Origin of the sequence: Paraburkholderia sp. (genome assembly GCF_036488795.1) — a bacterium.
Classification (GTDB): Bacteria; Pseudomonadota; Gammaproteobacteria; order Burkholderiales; family Burkholderiaceae; genus Paraburkholderia.
The window spans coordinates 1-18418 of sequence record NZ_DASXHA010000082.1; the positions used below are offsets into that span (position 1 = coordinate 1).

An 18418-nucleotide genomic window follows, 5' to 3' on the forward strand; every position below is an offset into this window, starting at 1 on the left:
CATCGGAATATGGGTGTTATCTCTACCCGACGGGCCGAAATTATGGCCGTGCGCAGTTCCATGGCTCTCATGGTATTGCGCACAAAGATTTCCTGCGCCGTCAAAATAGTCGACGTCCAGCCCGTTAGGGTTCAGTCTAAATCCGCCCGGTTCATTGCCCGTTAGAGGTACGCCGCGTGCTAACCCTTCTGGATCGGTGTAGGAAATTGGATTGCCCTCAACATAAGCATACGCATTCGTCTGCCCACTCGCGTAGCCTATCGGATCTTCACTGATGAACCGCCCGGTCTGCGGACTGTAATACCGATTCCGATAGCAATACAGCCCCGTCCCATCATTCTCCCGCCCCGTGTACTGCTGAGGGTTCGCATCCGGCGCCCCCGCCTGCGTAGTCACCCCGTACGGCTGATAGCTGTACCTTGTCTGGCTCTGCTGGTCCGCATCGGTCAGCGCGATCACATTGTTGTTCGCGTCACGCAGGACGAAGCGGTCGCCGCTCGCGTCATCGCCGATACGCCGGTATGTCAGTTCATCGAGCCCGCTCTCCGGGTACATCGAAAACTGACGGACACGATGTGCCCAGTCGTTGTCCTGAAACGTAAAACTCAGCTCGTCGCCAATCCAGAACGACTGCGTCCGGTGGCTGCCCAGCCGGATAGGTGTTGCGCACCACCCGCCCGTTCGCGTCGAATTCCAGGCGGCGGATGCTGCCGCGCCGGTCCGTCACTTCGGTCTGGGTGACCTTGCCGCCTGTGACCGTGTAGGACATGGCGAACGTGCTGCCGTCGGCAAGCGTCTGGCCCACCACGCGGTCGCGGTCGTCATAGGCGTTAGTCACCTGCACGCTGCCTTCCGGGTCCGTCACGTTCACCAGACGGCTCTTCGTGTCCCACCCGTACTTCCACACGCCGCCACCGGCATCGGTCACCTGGACGAGGCGGTCCTGACTGTCGTACTGATACGTGACCTGCCGGTTCAGCGGATCGGTGATGCGGCTTATCAGCGGAGTACCACGGCTGCCTGTGATGGTCGAGAACTTCAGCACGCGGCCGCCCGGGCTCGTGATGCCGGTCACCGCACCCGTCGTGCCGTCGCGGGCGATCACCACCGCATTCCCGTTGCGGTCCTGCAAACGGCTCAGGCGGTAGATGCCGCCGATCGTAGTGAACTGTTGCACGCGACCATCGCGCAGGGTGAGGGTCATGCCGGAAGTGCCGCTCGCGTCGATGCGCGCGCGGTAGTACTCGCCAGGACTGGTGAGGTCGTCCCAGCCCTTGCCGTTGGTGCCCGCGCGCGGAGTAAACGGCACCCGGATGCCGGTGGACTGGCGCAGCTCCAGGCGCTTTCTGTCCGTGCTCATGGCGAGGATCGTGTCGTAAGCAAAGCTTGAGCCGATGCCGAACGCACCACTGAGCGGCCGTCCCACGGCGTCATAAGCTCCGCTTCGATACACCCGCGCAAGATCCAGCGGGATGATGTCGGCGACCGCCAGATCATGGGCGAAGCGGTAGAACTGGCCGGTGTAGAGATTGACCGGATCTGCACCGGACGTGCCGGCGCCGCAACCCGCCGTGGCATCGGACGCACAGTTTTGGCCGTCATCGGGCATGCTGCCCTCAGCCGACGCGGGCTCGTTCGTATCGGTGGCGGCGGGACCACCGCAGTAGGTCGCAATTTCGCCAATATCGCCGCAGACGTACCCGCCCATCCCGCCAAAATCGGCCGCTGCGGCCTTCAGCGGACAGAGTGGATCGGCCGGGTAGGCACCCGCGGCACTGTACTTCGACGCACAATCCGCCTGCGCGCGCGGTGCCATGAAGCAGGACAGGACAACAAACAGCAGCAGCAAAAACGGACGCTGCAGGGCAGGCCGGCGCACGCCGGCACAATGGGTCATTCGCATGGAAGCATCACGGACAGAAGAGGGGGAAAGCAACGGACGGCTCACTCCGCTGACATCTGAGCAGAGGTAGCGTGCGACGCTTCGTCCGCGCGCGTAGCGGTGACACTGCCCTGCCGGCGGATCGCGGTGATGTTGCCGGCGGCGTCGTAGTCGTAATACGCGGTATTGCCCGCAACGGTCACCGCGGTCAACCTGCCTACCGCGTCATAGCTGTAGCCGATGTCATCCGCGAGGGATAGACAGGGCAGCAGCGTCACGCAAACAGCGGCACTCCCAGCAGCAAGACGTTGGAGCCCACCGGCGCGCGTTCGCGAGTTGACCAGCAAGCAACCAGAATCAGTCCGCACGCGCAAGCCCAGGTCAATCATCGGAAGCCCCTCAATAAACATTGATCAATAAGTCATGCTGAATGTTTATGGAAGATATCAAGCGGCTATCGGGATAGGCTATCGGCGCTCGCTGAGATTGCGTAGGAAAACGCAGACGTTAAGCGCGGACTTGATCCGCCGCAGAGAAAGACATGCCTACGAGCGCCGCTGACCAAAGCGTGTGCAAACCACACCTGCGTGAAACGGCCAGAACACCACCCGACGCCGCCCTCCGGCCCCGGCCCCCAAAAACCCGCACCGCCCGCCCTTTCCGTTAAAATCGATGGTTTAGCACTTTGCTCCACGGCCGTCTCGCGCGCCCCGGCGCCTGCGGCACGGCCTTCATGCCCGAAAGGCACTTCATGCTCACGTTTCAGCAAATCATCCTGACGCTGCAGTCCTACTGGGACAAGCAGGGTTGCGCGCTGCTCCAGCCGATCGACATGGAAGTCGGCGCGGGCACCTCCCACGTTCACACGTTCCTGCGCGCAATCGGTCCCGAGCCGTGGCGGGCGGCCTACGTGCAGCCGTCGCGCCGCCCCAAGGACGGTCGTTACGGCGAGAACCCGAACCGCCTGCAGCACTACTACCAGTACCAGGTGGTGCTGAAGCCCGCGCCGGAAAACATCCTCGACCTGTACCTCGGTTCGCTCGAAGCGCTCGGCTTCGATCTGAAGCAGAACGACGTGCGCTTCGTGGAAGACGACTGGGAAAACCCCACGCTCGGCGCATGGGGCCTCGGCTGGGAAGTGTGGCTGAACGGCATGGAAGTGACCCAGTTCACCTACTTCCAGCAAGTGGGCGGTCTGGATTGCAAGCCGGTGCTGGGCGAGATCACCTACGGGCTCGAACGTCTCGCCATGTACCTGCAGAAGGTCGAGAACGTGTACGACCTCGTCTGGACCGAGTGGGAAGAGCAAGGTCCGAACGGTCCCGAACTGCGCCGCCTGACCTACGGCGACGTCTATCACCAGAACGAAGTCGAACAGTCGACCTACAACTTCGAGTACGCGAACACCGACCTGCTGTTCACGTTCTTCAACAGCTACGAAGCCGAGGCGAAGCGCATGATGGAAGTGCCGCTCGCGCTGCCCGCCTACGAACTTGTCTTGAAAGCCGGCCACACGTTCAACCTGCTCGACGCACGCGGCGCGATCTCCGTGACCGAGCGCGCGGCGTACATTGGCCGCATTCGGAACCTGTCGCGCCAGGTGGCGCAGGCTTACTACGATTCGCGCGAAAAGCTCGGCTTCCCGATGCTCGGCAATCCGGTGCACGGCGTGCCCGGCCTCACGACCGACGAACAGGACGCCGCGATGCCCGCCTGGGCGCCGCCGCTCAAAGTCGAACGCAAGATCGACCCGGACTGACGAGAACACGAAGAAATGACTCATCCCCAACACGCCACCCTCCTCGTCGAACTGCTGACCGAGGAACTGCCTCCCAAAGCGCTCGCGCGACTCGGCGACGCATTCGCCGAAGGTATCGCCCAGCGCCTCGCGGCGCGCGACCTGATCGAAGGCGAGCTGTCGTTCGAGCGTTTCGCCACACCGCGCCGCCTGGCGGTCACGATTAAAAACGTGCGCAGCGTCGCGCCCGAAAAGCACGTGCGCGAAAAGGTGCTGCCGGTTTCGGTCGCGCTGGACAAAGACGGTCAGCCCACCGCGCCGCTCGCGAAGAAACTCGCCGCCCTCGGCTTCCCGGATTACTCGGTGAACGACCTGGAACGCGCGTCGGACGGCAAGGCAGAAGCCTTCTTCCTGCGCTACGCCGCGCCGGGCGCCACGCTCGCCGAAGGCCTGCAAGGCGCGCTCGACGAAACGCTGACGGTGTCGAAGCTGCCCATTCCAAAGGTCATGACGTACCAGCGCCCGGACGGCACCAATATCCAGTTCGTGCGCCCCGCGCAGCGCCTGACCGCACTGCACGGCGAACAGGTCGTAGCGGTGAGCGCGCTCGGCATCGATGCGGACGACACCACGCTCGGCCATCGTTTTCTGTCCGAAGGCTTCGTGCAGATCCAGCACGCCGATACTTACGCGCAAACGCTGCATGACAAGGGGCGCGTGGTCGCCAGCTTCACTGAACGCAAGGACACCATCCGCAAGAACCTGCTCGCGCAGGCCGAGGGCGATCAGGTGGTGATGCCTGAGTCGCTGCTCGACGAAGTGACCTCGCTGGTCGAGTGGCCCGTGGTGTACACCTGCCGTTTCGAGGACGAATTCCTGCAAGTCCCGCAGGAATGCCTGATCCTCACCATGCAGACCAACCAGAAATACTTCGCGCTGACCGACGCGGCCGGCAAGCTGCGTTCACGCTTCCTGATCGTCTCGAACATCGAAACTCAAACGCCGGGCGACATCGTCGAAGGTAACGAACGCGTCGTGCGTCCACGTCTGGCCGACGCGAAATTCTTCTTCGAACAGGACAAGAAGAAGACGCTCACCGAGCGCGTGCCGTTGCTCGCCAACGTCGTGTATCACAACAAGCTGGGTTCGACGCTGCAACGCGTCGAACGCGTCGAAGCACTCGCAGGCGCGATTGCGGCCATGACGGGCGCCGACGTCGCGCTCGCCAGACGCGGCGCGCGTCTGGCGAAGGCCGATCTGATCACCGACATGGTCGGCGAATTCCCCGAACTGCAGGGCACCATGGGCACGTACTACGCGCGCCATGACGGCGAGCCGGAAGAAGTCGCGCTCGCCTGCACGGAGCACTATCAGCCGCGCTTCTCCGGCGATGCGTTGCCCTCCACCACCACCGGCACCGTGGTCGCGCTGGCCGACAAGCTCGAAACGCTAGTTGGCATCTGGGGCATCGGCCTGCAGCCAACCGGCGAGAAAGATCCGTTCGCGCTGCGCCGTCACGCGCTGGGCGTGCTGCGTATCCTCGTTGAAAAGCAATTGCCGCTCGACCTCGTCGAACTGCTGCGCGCAGCCTACGCGCAATTCGCCGCGGTGCCTAACGTCGCCAATTCGACGCAGGCCATCTACGAATTCTTTATGGACCGTCTGCGCGGCCTGCTGCGCGAGCGCGGTTATTCAGCCGGCGAAATCGACGCAGTGCTGGCGCTGAATCCGACGCGTCTGAACGACATCGTCGCGCGGCTCGACGCCGTGCGCGAGTTCTCGGCGCTGAGCGAAGCGGCGTCGCTGGCTGCCGCGAACAAGCGTATTTCGAACATCCTGAAAAAGTCGGATGGCGCACCGGTAGGCGGCGTGCAGCCCGCGCTGCTGACCGAAGCCGCAGAAAAGGCGCTGTACGCGCAGCTCGAACAGGTTGCGCCGCGCGTGCAGACGCAACTGGCCGCGCGCGACTACACGGGCGCGCTGACTGCGCTCGCCGCGCTGCGCGAACCCGTGGACACGTTCTTCAACGACGTGATGGTGAACGCGGAAGATCCGGCCCTGCGGGCTAACCGTCTGGCACTGCTCGGCGCACTGCATCAGCAGATGAACTGTGTGGCCGACATTTCCAGGCTCGCCGCCTGAGCTACAGCACCGAGCTAAAAAAACGAGCCGCCGAACCATGCCGACCAGCCCCAAGAAAGTCGTTGTCCTCGACCGCGACGGCGTGATCAACGTCGATTCCGACGCGTTCATCAAGTCGCCTGACGAATGGGTTGCACTCCCCGGCAGTCTCGAAGCAATTGCCCGGCTGAATCAGGCCGGCTATCGCGTCGCCATCGCCACGAATCAGTCGGGCATCGGCCGCGGGTTGTTCGACATGAACGCGCTCAATGCAATGCATCTGAAGATGCACCGCATGGCCGCCGCGGTCGGTGGCCGCATCGACGCTGTGTTCTTCTGCCCGCATACGGCGGAAGACCACTGCGAGTGCCGCAAGCCGAAGCCTGGCATGCTGAAGATGATCGCCGAACGGTTCGAGGCCGATCCCGAGATCACGCCGGTCGTCGGCGATTCGCTGCGCGATCTGCAAGCGGGTGCCGCACTTGGCTTCTCGACGCATCTGGTCCTGACCGGCAAAGGCCGCAAGACACTCGAAAAGGGCGGCCTGCCGGAAGGCACGAAGGTGCACGACGATCTGCGTGCCTTCTCGCTCGACTTTCTCTCCAAACAACACGACTGACGCGCCCACGAGCGTCCTTACCGCTGACCGACACCGCCGATGCGCTTCCTCCGTTCGCTGTTGCTGCTGATCTACTTCGTGGTCTACACGATCCCGTACGCTACGGCCTGCTTCATCGCCTTCCCGTTCATGAAAGCCGACCACCGCTACTGGATGGCCGCGGGCTGGTGCCGCTCGACGCTCGCCGTGGTGCGCTGGCTGAACGGCATCCAGTATCGGATCGAAGGCTTCGAGAATCTGCCCGACGGACCGGCCGTGCTGTTGTCGAAGCATCAGTCCGCGTGGGAAACGCTGGCCTTTCCGGCGCTCATGCCGCGACCGCTTTGCTACGTATTCAAGCGCGAACTGCTCTATGTACCGTTCTTCGGTTGGGCGCTCGGTCTGTTGAAGATGGTCCATATCGACCGTAAGGACGGCAAGTACGCGTTCGAATCCGTGATCAAGCAAGGCAAGACGCGCATGAGCGAAGGCGCGTGGGTCATCATGTTTCCGGAAGGCACACGCACCAGAACCGGCTCGCAGGGTAAGTACAAAACCGGCGGCGCGCGCTTCGCAATCGCCACCGGGGCGCCGGTCGTGCCGATTGCGCACAACGCCGGCCGTGTGTGGCCGCGCAACTCGTTTCTCAAATATGCGGGTATAGTCACAGTGTCGATCGGCAAGCCGATCGACACGACGGGGCTCACGCCCGAAGAAGTGAACACGCGCGTCGAAACGTGGATCGAAGCGGAGATGCGTCGCATCGATCCTGCCGCGTACCGCGATGCGAATAGCACGCACGCCGCCGCTCAAATCTGACGCGCTCACGCCATCGTTGGCGCATTAGCGATGGCGCATTAGCGCGAAGCCGAAACCGATGCAGAAGTCTTCCATGCCGCACCCCGCTGCGGCGCTCGATAGCCGGCAACTCGATCTGCCGCTCTTCGCCGAGCCGGCTATCCTGCCGTCGCCGTCCTCAACGAACTCACCGTCCTTACCGCCCTCGCCCTCGTCGCCGCAGAAACCGGTTGCGCCCCGCGCGCCGGATGGCTCGAAACTGCGCAGCCTGAGCATCGGCGCGCAGGTGCTTCATTACCAGCTCAAGCGTTCGTCGCGCCGCTCGATCGGGTTTGCGATCGACAGCAGCGGCCTGATGATCACCGCACCACGTTGGGTCACGCTGGCCGACATCGAAACGGCGATCACCGAGAAGCAGCGCTGGATCTTCACGAAGCTGATCGAATGGCAGACACGTGTCGAGCAACGCGCGCTGCCGCGCGTCGACTGGAAAGACGGCGCCGAGGTGCCATATCTCGGCCAGCCGGTGCGGGTCACGCTCGGCTCACCGCAGGGCACCCTCGCCTTCGATGCGCAGCAGGCCGCGCTCGCTCTGCCGCTGCCGCTGCAAGCCGATCCACAGCAGATCAAGGACCGCGTGCAGGGTTGGCTGCAAGGCGAGGCCAAACGGCTCTTCGGTGAGCGCCTTGCCATTTACGCGGAGAAGTTGGGCGTGAGCTATCGCGCCTATGCGTTGTCGTCGGCGGCGACGCGTTGGGGAAGCTGTTCGAGCGACGGCAAGATTCGTCTCAACTGGCGGCTGATTCATTTTCCGCTGTCGATCATCGATTACGTCGTCGCGCACGAACTCGCGCATCTGCGCGAGATGAACCATAGTCCGCGGTTCTGGCAGACGGTCGAGTCGATCTTTCCGGAATTCCGCGAGGCACGGCAGACGCTCAAGCACCATCCGCCTGAGTTGTTGCCCACGCTATAAAGCGCAACGCGCCAGCCCCTCTGCATTGAGGCGCTGGCGCGTTTTACATGAAGGTGCAGGGCGGCGCCTCGTCCGCGTAGAAAGTTTCCTGCAAGTGACGGCACAGCACGTTGCCGTGCGCGTCGCGTTCGAACACCGCCGTCGAACGCCGCAGATTCAATGTGACGTCGCCATCGGACTGCCGCTCGCAATACGTCACCACCGCGCCGCACGGATAGTCCGCCACGACCACCTGACTCGTGATCTCAATCGCAAAGCCCGGACGATGGCCGCCATGCTGCGCGAAAATGTCGCGCAACGTGGCGAAGTCGAGCGTGCCGCCGGTTGGCAGCACCATGGAAAATTGGGGCGAAAAACGCGCCATCAGACGATCAAGTGCGTTTGCCTCGGCCACGCCGGTGTACCACGCCTGAACTTCGAGGTTGATGGCTTTCAGCGCGTCGAAATACGGATTCGCGTCACTCATCGTAGGTGTCCTGATTGCAGCCATACTTTTAGCCGCAATTGCGCATTCAGATTCAGAAGCCAAAGCGCTGAATTCAAGCACTCAAAGCGATGCGTTGAACGGCGGCGCCCGCAAGGCGTTCAACGCATCCGCAGTACAAGCCTTATTTCTTCTTCTGAATGAACTCGATCTTGTAGCCGTCCGGGTCGGTCACGAAGGCAATCACGGTGGTGCCGTGCTTCATGGGACCGGCTTCGCGCACGACCGTGCCGCCCTGAGCCTTGATCTTGTCGCAAGCGGCATAGGCATCTTCCACTTCGACCGCCAGGTGGCCAAAACCGGCACCCAGGTCGTAGGATTCGGTGTCCCAGTTGTGCGTCAGTTCGATGACTGTGCCGTCACGCTCGTCGGTATAGCCGACGAACGCCAGCGTGAATTTGCCATCCGGATAATCTTCGCGGCGCAGCAATTTCATGCCGAGCAATTCGGTGTAAAACTTGATCGAGCGGTCCAGGTTGCCCACCCGGAGCATGGTATGAAGCAGGCGCATCGTGTACTCCTAGTTGCGTGATGTCGAGGACGTAAATGTACCCGGAATCGCGCGGCGCTGCTGAGCGCGGAGCGCCTTCGGCAGCAACCTGGAGAGCAAGGCGCCTGAGATTGTTCAGGTTGCTTGCGCACCGCCTCGTGCCTCGTCACGCAGCGCGCGCCGCAAGATCTTGCCCACGTTGGTCTTCGGCAACCCGGTGCGAAACTCGATACTTTTCGGCCGCTTGTAGCCGGTCAATTCTGTTTTGCAGAAAGCAAAGATGTCCGCTTCGCTGAGCGTCGGATCGCGCTTCACGACGTACAGCTTCACCGCCTCGCCCGCCTGTTCGTCCGGCACACCGACCGCGACCACTTCGAAGACGCCCGGATGACGGGCCACCACGTCCTCGATCTCGTTCGGGTACACGTTAAAGCCCGACACCAGGATCATGTCCTTCTTGCGATCCACGATTCTGACGAAACCCGCGCTGTCCATCACGCCGATGTCGCCGGTCCGAAAGAAACCGTCGGCCTGCATCACCTTCGCGGTTTCGTCGGGACGCTTCCAGTAGCCTGCCATCACCTGCGGCCCGCGAATGCAGATTTCGCCGGGCTCGCCGGGCGGCACATCGTTGCCGGCGTCGTCGCGAATCGCCACCTCGGTGGACGGCAACGGCAGGCCGACCGTGCCGCTAAAACAGGTTGCGCCAGGCAGATTGGTGGTCGCGCACGGCGAGGTTTCCGACAAGCCGTAGCCTTCGAGAATCGGCACCCCGGTCGCCGCGTGCCAACGCTGCGCGACGGCCTGCTGCACAGCCATGCCGCCACCCGTGGCCTGCACCAGCTGAGAAAAGTCGAGCGTCGTAAAGGCCGGATCGTCGAGCAACGCGTTGTACATCGTATTGACGCCAGGAAACGAGTGGATCGCGTAGCCCTGTAGCGCCTTGATCATGCCGGCGATATCGCGCGGATTCGGAATCAGGATGCCCATCCCGCCACAGCGCAGCGTCAGCAAACAGCACACCGTCAAACCAAAGATGTGATACAGCGGCAACGCAACGGCGGTGATGTACTGGCCGATCTCGCTGCGCCCACGGTATGCAGGCTCACGCCACGCCTCGGATTGCAGGACGTTCGCAATCAGGTTGCGATGCAGCAGCGTGGCGCCCTTCGATACGCCTGTCGTGCCCCCGGTGTATTGCAACACGGCGATTTCGTCAGCGGAGATCTGAACCGGCTTGAAACCGATGCTGGCGCCCACGGCTAGCGCTTCGTCCAGCGTCACCCGCTGCAAGCACAGCGTGTCGCCACCCGCCGTCGCCAACGGCAGCGGCAACGGTGCGCCCATCATTTCGCCGACCGACGTCATCACCACATGGCGCACCGCCGTGCGAGCCTGTACCGCCTGCAAGGTCGCGGCGAACGCATCGAGGATCACGATGGCTTGCGCACCGCTGTCGTTCAGCTGATGCTCGAGCTCGCGCGGCGTGTAAAGCGGATTGACGTTCACGACGACGTAGCCCGCGCGCAGGATCGCGGCCATCGCGACCGGATACTGCAGCAGGTTCGGCAACATCACCGCAATGCGCGCGCCGCGCGTGAGCCCCTGCGCCTGGAACCACGCGGCGAGTTGTTGCGACTTCGTATCCAGCTCGGCGTAGGTCATCGCGCGCTCCATGCAGACGAAGGCACGCGCCTGAGCATGCTCGCGAAAGCTGCGTTCCAGCAGGTCCGTGACCGAACTGTATTGCGTCGCGTCGATCTCCGCCGGCATGCCAGGCGGGTACGACTTCAACCAGATCTTCTCCATGTCTCCTGTCCTCCTTGCTCGTGCGTCTGGTGCTTTCTAGCGTGCGGCGAGCGCGGGCATACGCCGCGCCGGCCGGTCGAAACTGTCGAAAAATGCGCGCAATTGCTCACGCGTGCCACGCTCCAGCGCGACCGTGCCGTCTTCAAGAAAGAGCGGCAGCTGCGTGGCGATATCGCGCAACAGCGCGTACAACGTCGCCATGTCGAGCGCGAGTTGCAGATCCACCGCGGCGGGCACATGCTCATGAATCTGCAATACGCCACGGCGCAATTCGAGCGCGTAGGTCTCGGCGCGATCGGTGATGCGCAATGCCAGGGTGGCGTGCAGGTGCGCGCAGCGCGCCGGGTCGACGCTCACACAGAACCGTTGCAACACATTGCGTAAGGGCTGCGCGCGCAACACGTCCGTCGACGCGAGGCTCGCGCCGCCGGCAAACGGCAATTCTTCATACGCGCGCTCCAGTTCGCGCGCCGCGCTCAGATACCAGTTGCGCCAGTTGGTGTTCTCGGTGCGATAGCCGAGTTCGCGCAGCGCGGCTGCCTTGATCTGGCGGGCGTCGGCATCGCCTGCATCGAGCCGCACCAGCAGCGTGGCCAGTTCGGCGGCCCAGCGCCAGTCGCTGTCGCCTAGCGCGATGCGCGCAGCGGCGCGCACCGCCTGCACACCACCCATCATCTCGACCATGCGGCGCGTGCGCTCAGCCCGCGGCAACGGGTCAAGCGAGGCCGGGTCGCCGTCGAACCAGCCCAGTTGGCCCGTGTAGACCTGCCGCACCGAGTGCTTGACCGTCCCGTAGTATTCGCCGAGCCACGCGTGCTGCGCGAGATGTGGCGGCAATGCGGGAATCGCCTCCGCGAGTTCGTCCGGCGTCATGCCGAAGTTCATGTGGCGAATGGTCTGATCGTGGGTGAACTGGATTGCGTCGCGATAGACGGTCAGCACCTCGGCCACGGCATGCGCACCCGACACCGGCCGGCCGTGCGCCGGCACCATGTGCGCGGCGCCGAAGCCGCGCATCATGTCAATGGTCTGATACCAGCGCACCGGATCGCGATAGCGCGTGCCGCGCAGCGTGTGCACGTTCGCGAAGCACTCGCCCTGAATCACTTCGGCCGACAGCAGCACACCAAGGTCCGGCAGCCACATCACGATTTCGTCGTCGGCTTCGGACGGCGCATAGCGGAACTCGAAGCGCACGCCTGCCAGCTCGATGTCGAGTTTGTCGTCGAAGACGCGCGTGGGCGCGAAAAAGCTCGCCGGTTCGGCAACCAGCACCGGTCCGATCCCCGCGTTTACCTTGCCGGTCGCTCCGGCCGGCAACAAGGTGCCGAAGCTGTAGGCCGAGCGCGTGGCGAGAATCGGCGCGACCAGGTTCGCGTTGTTGATCACCGTATCCATCAAGGTCCGATGCGCGATGATCTCGACCCGGCCCGCTTCGAGCGCGGCTTCGTCGACGAACGCGCGCACGCCGCCCGTATGGTCCGTATGGTTGTGCGTGTAGACCACCGCCTTCACCGGCAGCCCGGCGTGCCGCGGGTCGATGGAACAAAAATCTTCGTAGATGCGTTTCGCCGCCGATACCGCCTCAGTGGTGTCGACCACTACGACGCCGTCGTCACCCACGACAAAGATGATGTTCGCAATGGCGTAACCGACCGCGCAATACACGCGCTCAGCCACCCGATAGATCCGTTGTGCCATGCGGCGCGAGTGCTCGGTGAGCCGCGGCGGCACGGTCGGCGCAGCGACCGCATAGGCGAGATTGACGCCTGCATCGAAAGCGACGTCGAGCGGATCGCCGACATGCGGTGCATCGTAGGCAGGATTGCGAATCATCTCTGGGCAACAGCGGGTCATGCGACGTCTCCTGGGAAAGTCCGGCTGCGCACGTGAGATGCGCAATCCACATAACGGAAACGGAATTCTTGTTCCGTTTTTTGCGAAAATTTTATGCGTCGGGCAACAGCAGCGAGCGGCGAAACTGCGTCTGCAGCCATGGGCGCAAGCGGCGGCTGGTGAGCGAGAGCGGCCCCGGATCGTTCAGCACGATATTGACCAGCATGCCCGTGGCCATCTGCAACGATGCGCGGACCTCGAACTCGCACGCTGCGACGTCGGCAGACTTCGTGCCGCGCGTTTCGATGAGCGCGGTGGAGAGGCGCGGCACGAACAGCGCCAGCACCTGGCGGTTGGTTTCCTTGACCGCGTCCCAACTCGCCTTGCGCTGCGACGCACGCAGCAGCGACGCGTGATAAAGCCCGCGATTGCGCCGAAACACCAGCACATAGAACGCGAGTATCGCGTCGGCGATCGCGCTGGCGTCGCTGGAACGCCAGACCGGATCGCGCTCGAGCATCTCGCGCACATAGTCGAGCCCCTCGCTCATCACGCGATCCTGCACGACTTCGAAGAACGCATCCTTGTTGTCGAAGCGCCGGTAGAACGCGCCGATCGACGTGCCCGCGCGCTCGACGATATCGTTGATGGACAGATCGTCGAGATTGCCGCTCGCTTCGATCAGCTCGCGGCCGGCCTGCAGCATGCTGGCAAGCCCGACCTGACTGCGGGTCTGACGCGGTTCAGGTACGGACGGCGGAGAACCTGCTGCGCGGCTGCGCGGGGGCGTGGTTGGCATGCAATCTTCGAGAACGTGAATGACGTGAAATGGCGTGAGGCAATGGGTGCCCGAACCACTCAACGTGCGCAGGCAATAAACGGAGCAAAACAACCGAAGTGAAATAAACGGAATCCGTTAAAACCGGAATTTGGATTCCGAATCGTGGGCGATCGACCGGGCTTTGTCAACCGGACTCAGGGAAAGTCCCGGGTCTGCAGATCCGCCTGCAAGAGTCCCTGCGCGGAGTGATTGGCATCCGTCATCACCTGCTCGGCAAGCGCCAGGGCCGAACTGGCGGCGGGCGACGGCGTGCGTTCCGCCAGATAGACCAGCGCGAACTCGAGACCGAGACGCGGCGGATTGGTCAACGGAATCCGCGCAAGCCGGCGCGCCTCCAGATCGCGCCGCAGCGCCGACGCCGTGCCGAAGATCACCGCATCTGTCTGCGCCACCACGTCCTTGAGCACCGCCAGATCGTTGCATTCCACCTGCACGGGAATCTGCTCGTGCGCGCGATACTTGAACAGCCGGTGCAGGACGTCCTTCATGAACGGCGGGAGGCTCACGGACACCAGCGGAAACTCCCGCAACGCGGCGAGCGGCACCGGGCCGCGCATCATCAGCGGATGCCCGGGGCGCGCAAACCACGCGCCTTCGTGACGCGGCAAACGGCGCATCGCGACGTCCGGTGTAACGGGCGGCACACGCCGGTCCGTGACGACGAAGTCGATCTGCTCGGCGCGCAGCTTGTCCATCAGCGCGTCGCCTTCGCCCAGTTCGATCGAAATCTTGATCTTCGGAAAACGCCGCGAGAACTCGATCAGCAGATCGGGCAGCAATACCACGGCCGCATAGGGACCGAGGCCGATGCGCACCTCCCCGAGCTCATGCGCCTTCAGCAGTTCGACGTCGCGAAACAGGCAGCGGGTCTCGAAGAGCACGCGCCGCGCCCGCTCCACCAGCAGGCGCCCGGCCGCCGTCATCGCGACACCGCGTGCGGCGCGGTCGAACAGCTTCATGCCGAGCTCGTCTTCGAGCGCCTGAATGCTGCGGCTCAACGCGGGCTGGCTCAAATGCACGCGCCCCGCAGCGCGCGCGAAGCTGCCCTCCTCGGCGAGTGCAATCAGATGGGTAAGCCGGCGCGAATTGATCTCATGCATGATTTGCAAGATTCCGATGAGGAGATTGCACTTGAATAACCGTCTTATACCACCTGAAATGGGCGAAAATCCGGCGACATGACGCGACCCGGCCACGCGCAACGCGCAGCGCGTCGGAGTCACACAGAAAACATTCAGGAGACGCGATTTTGCTCAAGGCAGAAGGTTCCACACTCGCCGCGCATCCTGCGGCATCCGCCGGTCCAATTGAGCGCACCCGGGCGCATCGCTGGGTGATCGTCGCCTCACTGTTCCTGTTCATGCTGATCAACTTTGCGGACAAGGCCGTGCTTGGTCTCGTCGCGATCCCGTTGATGCACGACATGCAGCTGTCGCACGCGCAGTTCGGTCTCGTCGGCAGTGCGTTCTTCGTGCTGTTCTCGCTCTCCGGCATCGCCATTGGCCTGATTGCCGATCGCCTCAGCATGAAATGGCTGCTGGCCGTGCTCGCGCTGACGTGGGCTGGCGCGCAACTGCCGCTCGCATGGCCCACCAGTTTTTCCATCCTGCTGCTGTGTCGCATCCTGCTGGGCGCGGGCGAAGGTCCGGCATCGCCGCTCGCGCTGCATGTGGTCTACACCTGGTTCGACGATCACGAACGCAATCTGCCCACCGCGATCGTTCAACAAGGTGCAACAGCGGGGGTGGTCATTGCCGGACCGTTGCTCACCTATATCGCTCAACGTTGGCACTGGCATGCCACCTTCCTGACGCTCGGCGTCGTAGGCGGCGTCTGGACTTTGCTGTGGCTGTGCGTCGGTAAGACCGGCAGTCGTCAACGCAGCGCGGCGCTACGTCGGGCGAGCGCGCCAGGGGCGCCGCGCGTGCGCTACCGGGTATTGCTGTCGGACCGCACGGTGATCGGCGTTATGCTGCAATGCTTTGTCGGTTATGCCGTGATTGCGATCGGCTTCACGTGGGTGCCGGCGTACTTCAGGCTTGGCCTCGACTTTCCCGCAACCCAGGCGGGCTGGCTGTTCGCGGCGCAAGTGGCAACGCAGATTCCGGTTGGCATCGCACTCGCCGTGTTCTCGCATCGCCTGATCAAACGCGGCGTGCCGACGCGGCGCGCGCGCGGCGCAATGATCAGCAGTGCTTGCGTAGTCAGCGGTCTCGCGTATTGCGTGCTGTTTCTCGGCATGCCGCCGTTCGTCAAGGTCGCGTTGATGGGACTGGCCAGCGCGCTTGCCGTCCAGACATTCACGTTCGGTCCGATGCTGGTGGCCGAAGTGGCACCGCCCGGACAGCGCGGCGCGCTGCTCGCCATCACCAATTCGATCATCACGACGGCCGGTCTGATCGGCCCGTTTGCGATGGGCAAGCTGCTCGGCACTGCGAGCGGCGCGCATGGTTATGAAACCGGCTTCGCCCTGACCGGCTTATTGTTGCTGATAGTGGGCACAACCGGCTTTCTGTTGCTCGATCCGCAACGCTCACGGCGCAGACTGGGGGCGAGTGCCTAAAGTGCGGTCGCACTAGAGAACGTGCCAGGAGACACGCTAAGGGCCACGCCCACGGCAGCGTGATCACCCTGGCGTCGCATCAACAGATTTTGACATTGCGCACGCGCTGCGCGTTGCGTATTCTGGATCACACCACCCGCGACATCCTCAATCCATGACGCCCGCACGAGGCGACGCTGGAAACAAGCGAACCCTTCACGGGTATCGACGTTGTGTGCCCTTTCCGGGAGGTGCGTATGAGGCGCACGTATTCGCCATGCGTACCGAATCGTCTTTTTGAAGCAGTCTCTTCCGCGCTGGGCGTGCTGGTCCTGCTACGCCTTTCACCGGCCATGGCCGCGTGCGACAACCCGGCACCCACCACCGGACAAACCGTTACCTGTAGCACCAGCGCACCCAATCCCTCGACCACCTCGGTTTCCGCACTCACCGGCAGTACTAACGTTACGGTAAACGTTCAGTCAGACGCGGAAATTGACGTGAATGGCAACAATGCAATTCTGGTCTACGACCGCAGCACGGTCACGAATCTCGGCACACTGCGTGTGAGCGGCGACACGTTCGACGCAATCTCCGCACAAGGAACCGGCGCTGGACAAAACGTGCTGACCAACCGTGGCCTGATCGTGACGACGGGCAGCGAATCCGAAGGCATGTTCAACAGTGCCGCCGGCGTGACGATGCTCAACGACAAAACCGGCGTGATCCAGACCAGTGGCGCGTCTTCCGTCGGCATGCATGACTTCGCCAGCCCCGGCGGCGGCACGCTCACCAACGACGGCCAGATCTCGACCAGCGGCGACGGTTCGCATGGCATGGCCGCGCTCACCAATAACGACACGCTGATCAACAACGGCACGATCACGACGAGCGGCGCGGACGCGAACGGTATGGTCGCGAACGGTAACGCGGTGAGCGGCCCAGGCAACAACGTCATCACGAACAACGGTACGATCATCGCGTCCGGTTCGGGTTCGCATGGCATCGACTCAAACGATCCCGCACCTGGGCTGGTGACCAATAACGGTTCGATCACCGCGAACAGCGTCGGCGCATTTTTCTCCGGCAGGGTGACGCTCAACAATGCTGCGGGCGCAAGCATCGTCAGCCAGCAGTCCAGCGCCATGCAGATGAACGGCGGCGGCACCGTGAACAATGCCGGAACGATTTCCGGCGACACCCTCGGCATCTCGATCTTCAACGGCGCGGCAACCATCAACAACAGCGGCACCATCGAAGCCACCAACAGCCAGGCCATCAGCACGAACGGCACCTTCGACATCACCATCAACAATACCGGCACCATTGCGGGCGGCAATGGCCGGGGGATTTTTGACGACACCGGTAATGACACGCTCAACTGGAGCGCCGGCACCATCACCGGCTTCATCCGCCTGGGCGCGGGCCACGACACCGCAACCCTTACCGGCCTCACCGATACCAACCTCGCGGGTGTGCCGCTGCTGGCGGGCGGCAATGTCTCCAGCGTGCTCAACTTCGACAACTCGCAAGCCAGCGCTTCGAGTCGCTTTACGAACTGGTCCACCATCAACCTCACGAACGCCAGTCAACTCACGCTCGATGCCAACGGTCTCACGCTCGGCAACAGCGGCGCGCTGACGGGCACGCTCAATATCGATTCGAGCAGTACGCTGTTCGCGGGCGGCCTCGGTGATCCATCCATTACGCCTGCGGTTGCCGGGAACCTCGTCACGGTGAGCAACGCGGGCACCATCGACCTGACCAACGGCGGCCCCCGTACGAACGATGCGCTGGTGGTGAACGGCAATTACGTGGGACTCAACGGCAAGCTGTTGCTGCAAAGCGTGCTGAACGGCGATGGTTCGCCCAGCGACAAGCTGGTGATCGTGCAAGGCGTCGGCTCGGGCAACACGACGATTGGCGTGACAAACGTGGGCGGTACGGGGGCTGCGACGGTCTCGAACGGCATCCTGGTCGTGCAGGCGAGCAACGGCGCGACGACCGGCGCGACCGCCTTCACGATGCAAACTCCGCTCACGGCCGGAGCCTTTGTCTACTATCTGTTTAGAGGCGGCGTGACGACCGGGACGGCCGACAACTGGTATTTGCGCTCGAGCGTGGCGGCGGTCCCTGCGCCTGCGCCTGCGCCTGCGCCTGCGCCTGCGCCTGCGCCTGCGCCTGCGCCAACTCCAACTCCAACGCCAACGCCAACGGCAACTCCAACCCCAACCCCAACTCCAACTCCAACTCCAACTCCAACCCCAACCCCAACCCCAACCCCAACCCCAACGCCAACTCCA

Annotated in this window: 15 protein-coding genes and 1 pseudogene; 7 read left to right on the forward strand and 9 right to left on the reverse strand. The window is 63.3% G+C overall.

The features are described from left to right. From VGH41_RS10945 to VGH41_RS10955, 3 genes are all read right to left on the reverse strand, one after another. Nucleotides 1-555: RHS repeat-associated core domain-containing protein (locus tag VGH41_RS10945; protein ID WP_331597435.1), on the reverse strand; the 555-nt coding region annotated here is incomplete at its 3' end. Next, complete coding sequence (locus VGH41_RS10950) at nucleotides 530-1903, reverse strand: DUF6531 domain-containing protein (protein WP_331597436.1); 1374 nt, start codon at nucleotides 1901-1903, stop codon at nucleotides 530-532. The genes VGH41_RS10950 and VGH41_RS10945, both read right to left, overlap by 26 nt. A 41-nt stretch (nucleotides 1904-1944) precedes the next feature. Beyond that, nucleotides 1945-2160: an RHS repeat domain-containing protein gene (locus tag VGH41_RS10955; protein ID WP_331597437.1), complete on the reverse strand. Its 216-nt coding sequence runs from the start codon at nucleotides 2158-2160 to the stop codon at nucleotides 1945-1947. Between the two features lie 473 nt (nucleotides 2161-2633). Here VGH41_RS10955 and glyQ point away from each other — a divergent pair, with 473 nt between their 5' ends. The 5 genes from glyQ to VGH41_RS10980 are packed head-to-tail and all read left to right on the forward strand — an operon-like array spanning nucleotide 2634 to nucleotide 8113. Further along, nucleotides 2634-3641: a glycine--tRNA ligase subunit alpha gene (gene glyQ / locus VGH41_RS10960; RefSeq protein ID WP_331597450.1), complete on the forward strand. Its 1008-nt coding sequence runs from the start codon at nucleotides 2634-2636 to the stop codon at nucleotides 3639-3641. 15 nt (nucleotides 3642-3656) lie between these two features. Then, complete coding sequence (gene glyS, locus VGH41_RS10965; protein ID WP_331597438.1) at nucleotides 3657-5762, forward strand: glycine--tRNA ligase subunit beta; 2106 nt, start codon at nucleotides 3657-3659, stop codon at nucleotides 5760-5762. 37 nt (nucleotides 5763-5799) lie between these two features. Further along, complete coding sequence (gene gmhB / locus VGH41_RS10970; protein ID WP_331597439.1) at nucleotides 5800-6360, forward strand: D-glycero-beta-D-manno-heptose 1,7-bisphosphate 7-phosphatase; 561 nt, start codon at nucleotides 5800-5802, stop codon at nucleotides 6358-6360. Nucleotides 6361-6399: 39 nt separating this feature from the next. Beyond that, complete coding sequence (locus VGH41_RS10975; protein WP_331597441.1) at nucleotides 6400-7158, forward strand: lysophospholipid acyltransferase family protein; 759 nt, start codon at nucleotides 6400-6402, stop codon at nucleotides 7156-7158. A 58-nt stretch (nucleotides 7159-7216) separates the two neighbouring features. Next, a complete protein-coding gene (locus tag VGH41_RS10980) occupies nucleotides 7217-8113 on the forward strand; it encodes a SprT family zinc-dependent metalloprotease (RefSeq protein WP_331597442.1) in 897 nt (298 codons plus the stop codon). Between the two features lie 43 nt (nucleotides 8114-8156). On the opposite strand, the gene VGH41_RS10985 is transcribed toward VGH41_RS10980, so the two are convergent. From VGH41_RS10985 to VGH41_RS11010, 6 genes are all read right to left on the reverse strand, one after another. Beyond that, entirely contained in the window at nucleotides 8157-8579 is a 423-nt protein-coding gene (locus VGH41_RS10985) for a hypothetical protein (RefSeq protein ID WP_331597443.1), read from the reverse strand. Between the two features lie 142 nt (nucleotides 8580-8721). Beyond that, nucleotides 8722-9108, reverse strand: coding sequence for a lactoylglutathione lyase (gene gloA / locus VGH41_RS10990; protein WP_331597444.1), 387 nt, complete (start codon nucleotides 9106-9108; stop codon nucleotides 8722-8724). A gap of 114 nt (nucleotides 9109-9222) precedes the next feature. Then, on the reverse strand, nucleotides 9223-10896 hold the full coding sequence (locus tag VGH41_RS10995; protein WP_331597445.1) for a long-chain-fatty-acid--CoA ligase: 1674 nt from the start codon (nucleotides 10894-10896) through the stop codon (nucleotides 9223-9225). 36 nt (nucleotides 10897-10932) lie between these two features. Beyond that, the gene (locus VGH41_RS11000) at nucleotides 10933-12753 is read right to left on the reverse strand and encodes an alkyl sulfatase dimerization domain-containing protein (protein ID WP_331597446.1); all 1821 of its coding nucleotides are present in this window, start codon (nucleotides 12751-12753) and stop codon (nucleotides 10933-10935) included. 91 nt (nucleotides 12754-12844) lie between these two features. Continuing rightward, nucleotides 12845-13531 carry a helix-turn-helix domain-containing protein gene (locus VGH41_RS11005; protein WP_331597447.1) on the reverse strand — a complete coding sequence of 229 codons (687 nt, stop codon included), beginning with the start codon at nucleotides 13529-13531 and terminating at the stop codon, nucleotides 12845-12847. Between the two features lie 176 nt (nucleotides 13532-13707). Continuing rightward, nucleotides 13708-14673 (reverse strand): LysR family transcriptional regulator, encoded by a 966-nt coding sequence (locus tag VGH41_RS11010; protein ID WP_331597448.1) that lies wholly within the window; start codon nucleotides 14671-14673, stop codon nucleotides 13708-13710. 149 nt (nucleotides 14674-14822) lie between these two features. Between VGH41_RS11010 and VGH41_RS11015 the strand changes: the two genes are divergently transcribed. Beyond that, on the forward strand, nucleotides 14823-16136 hold the full coding sequence (locus VGH41_RS11015) for an MFS transporter (protein WP_331597449.1): 1314 nt from the start codon (nucleotides 14823-14825) through the stop codon (nucleotides 16134-16136). A gap of 479 nt (nucleotides 16137-16615) precedes the next feature. Continuing rightward, nucleotides 16616-18418: pseudogene (locus VGH41_RS11020) on the forward strand (hypothetical protein); the annotation flags it as partial.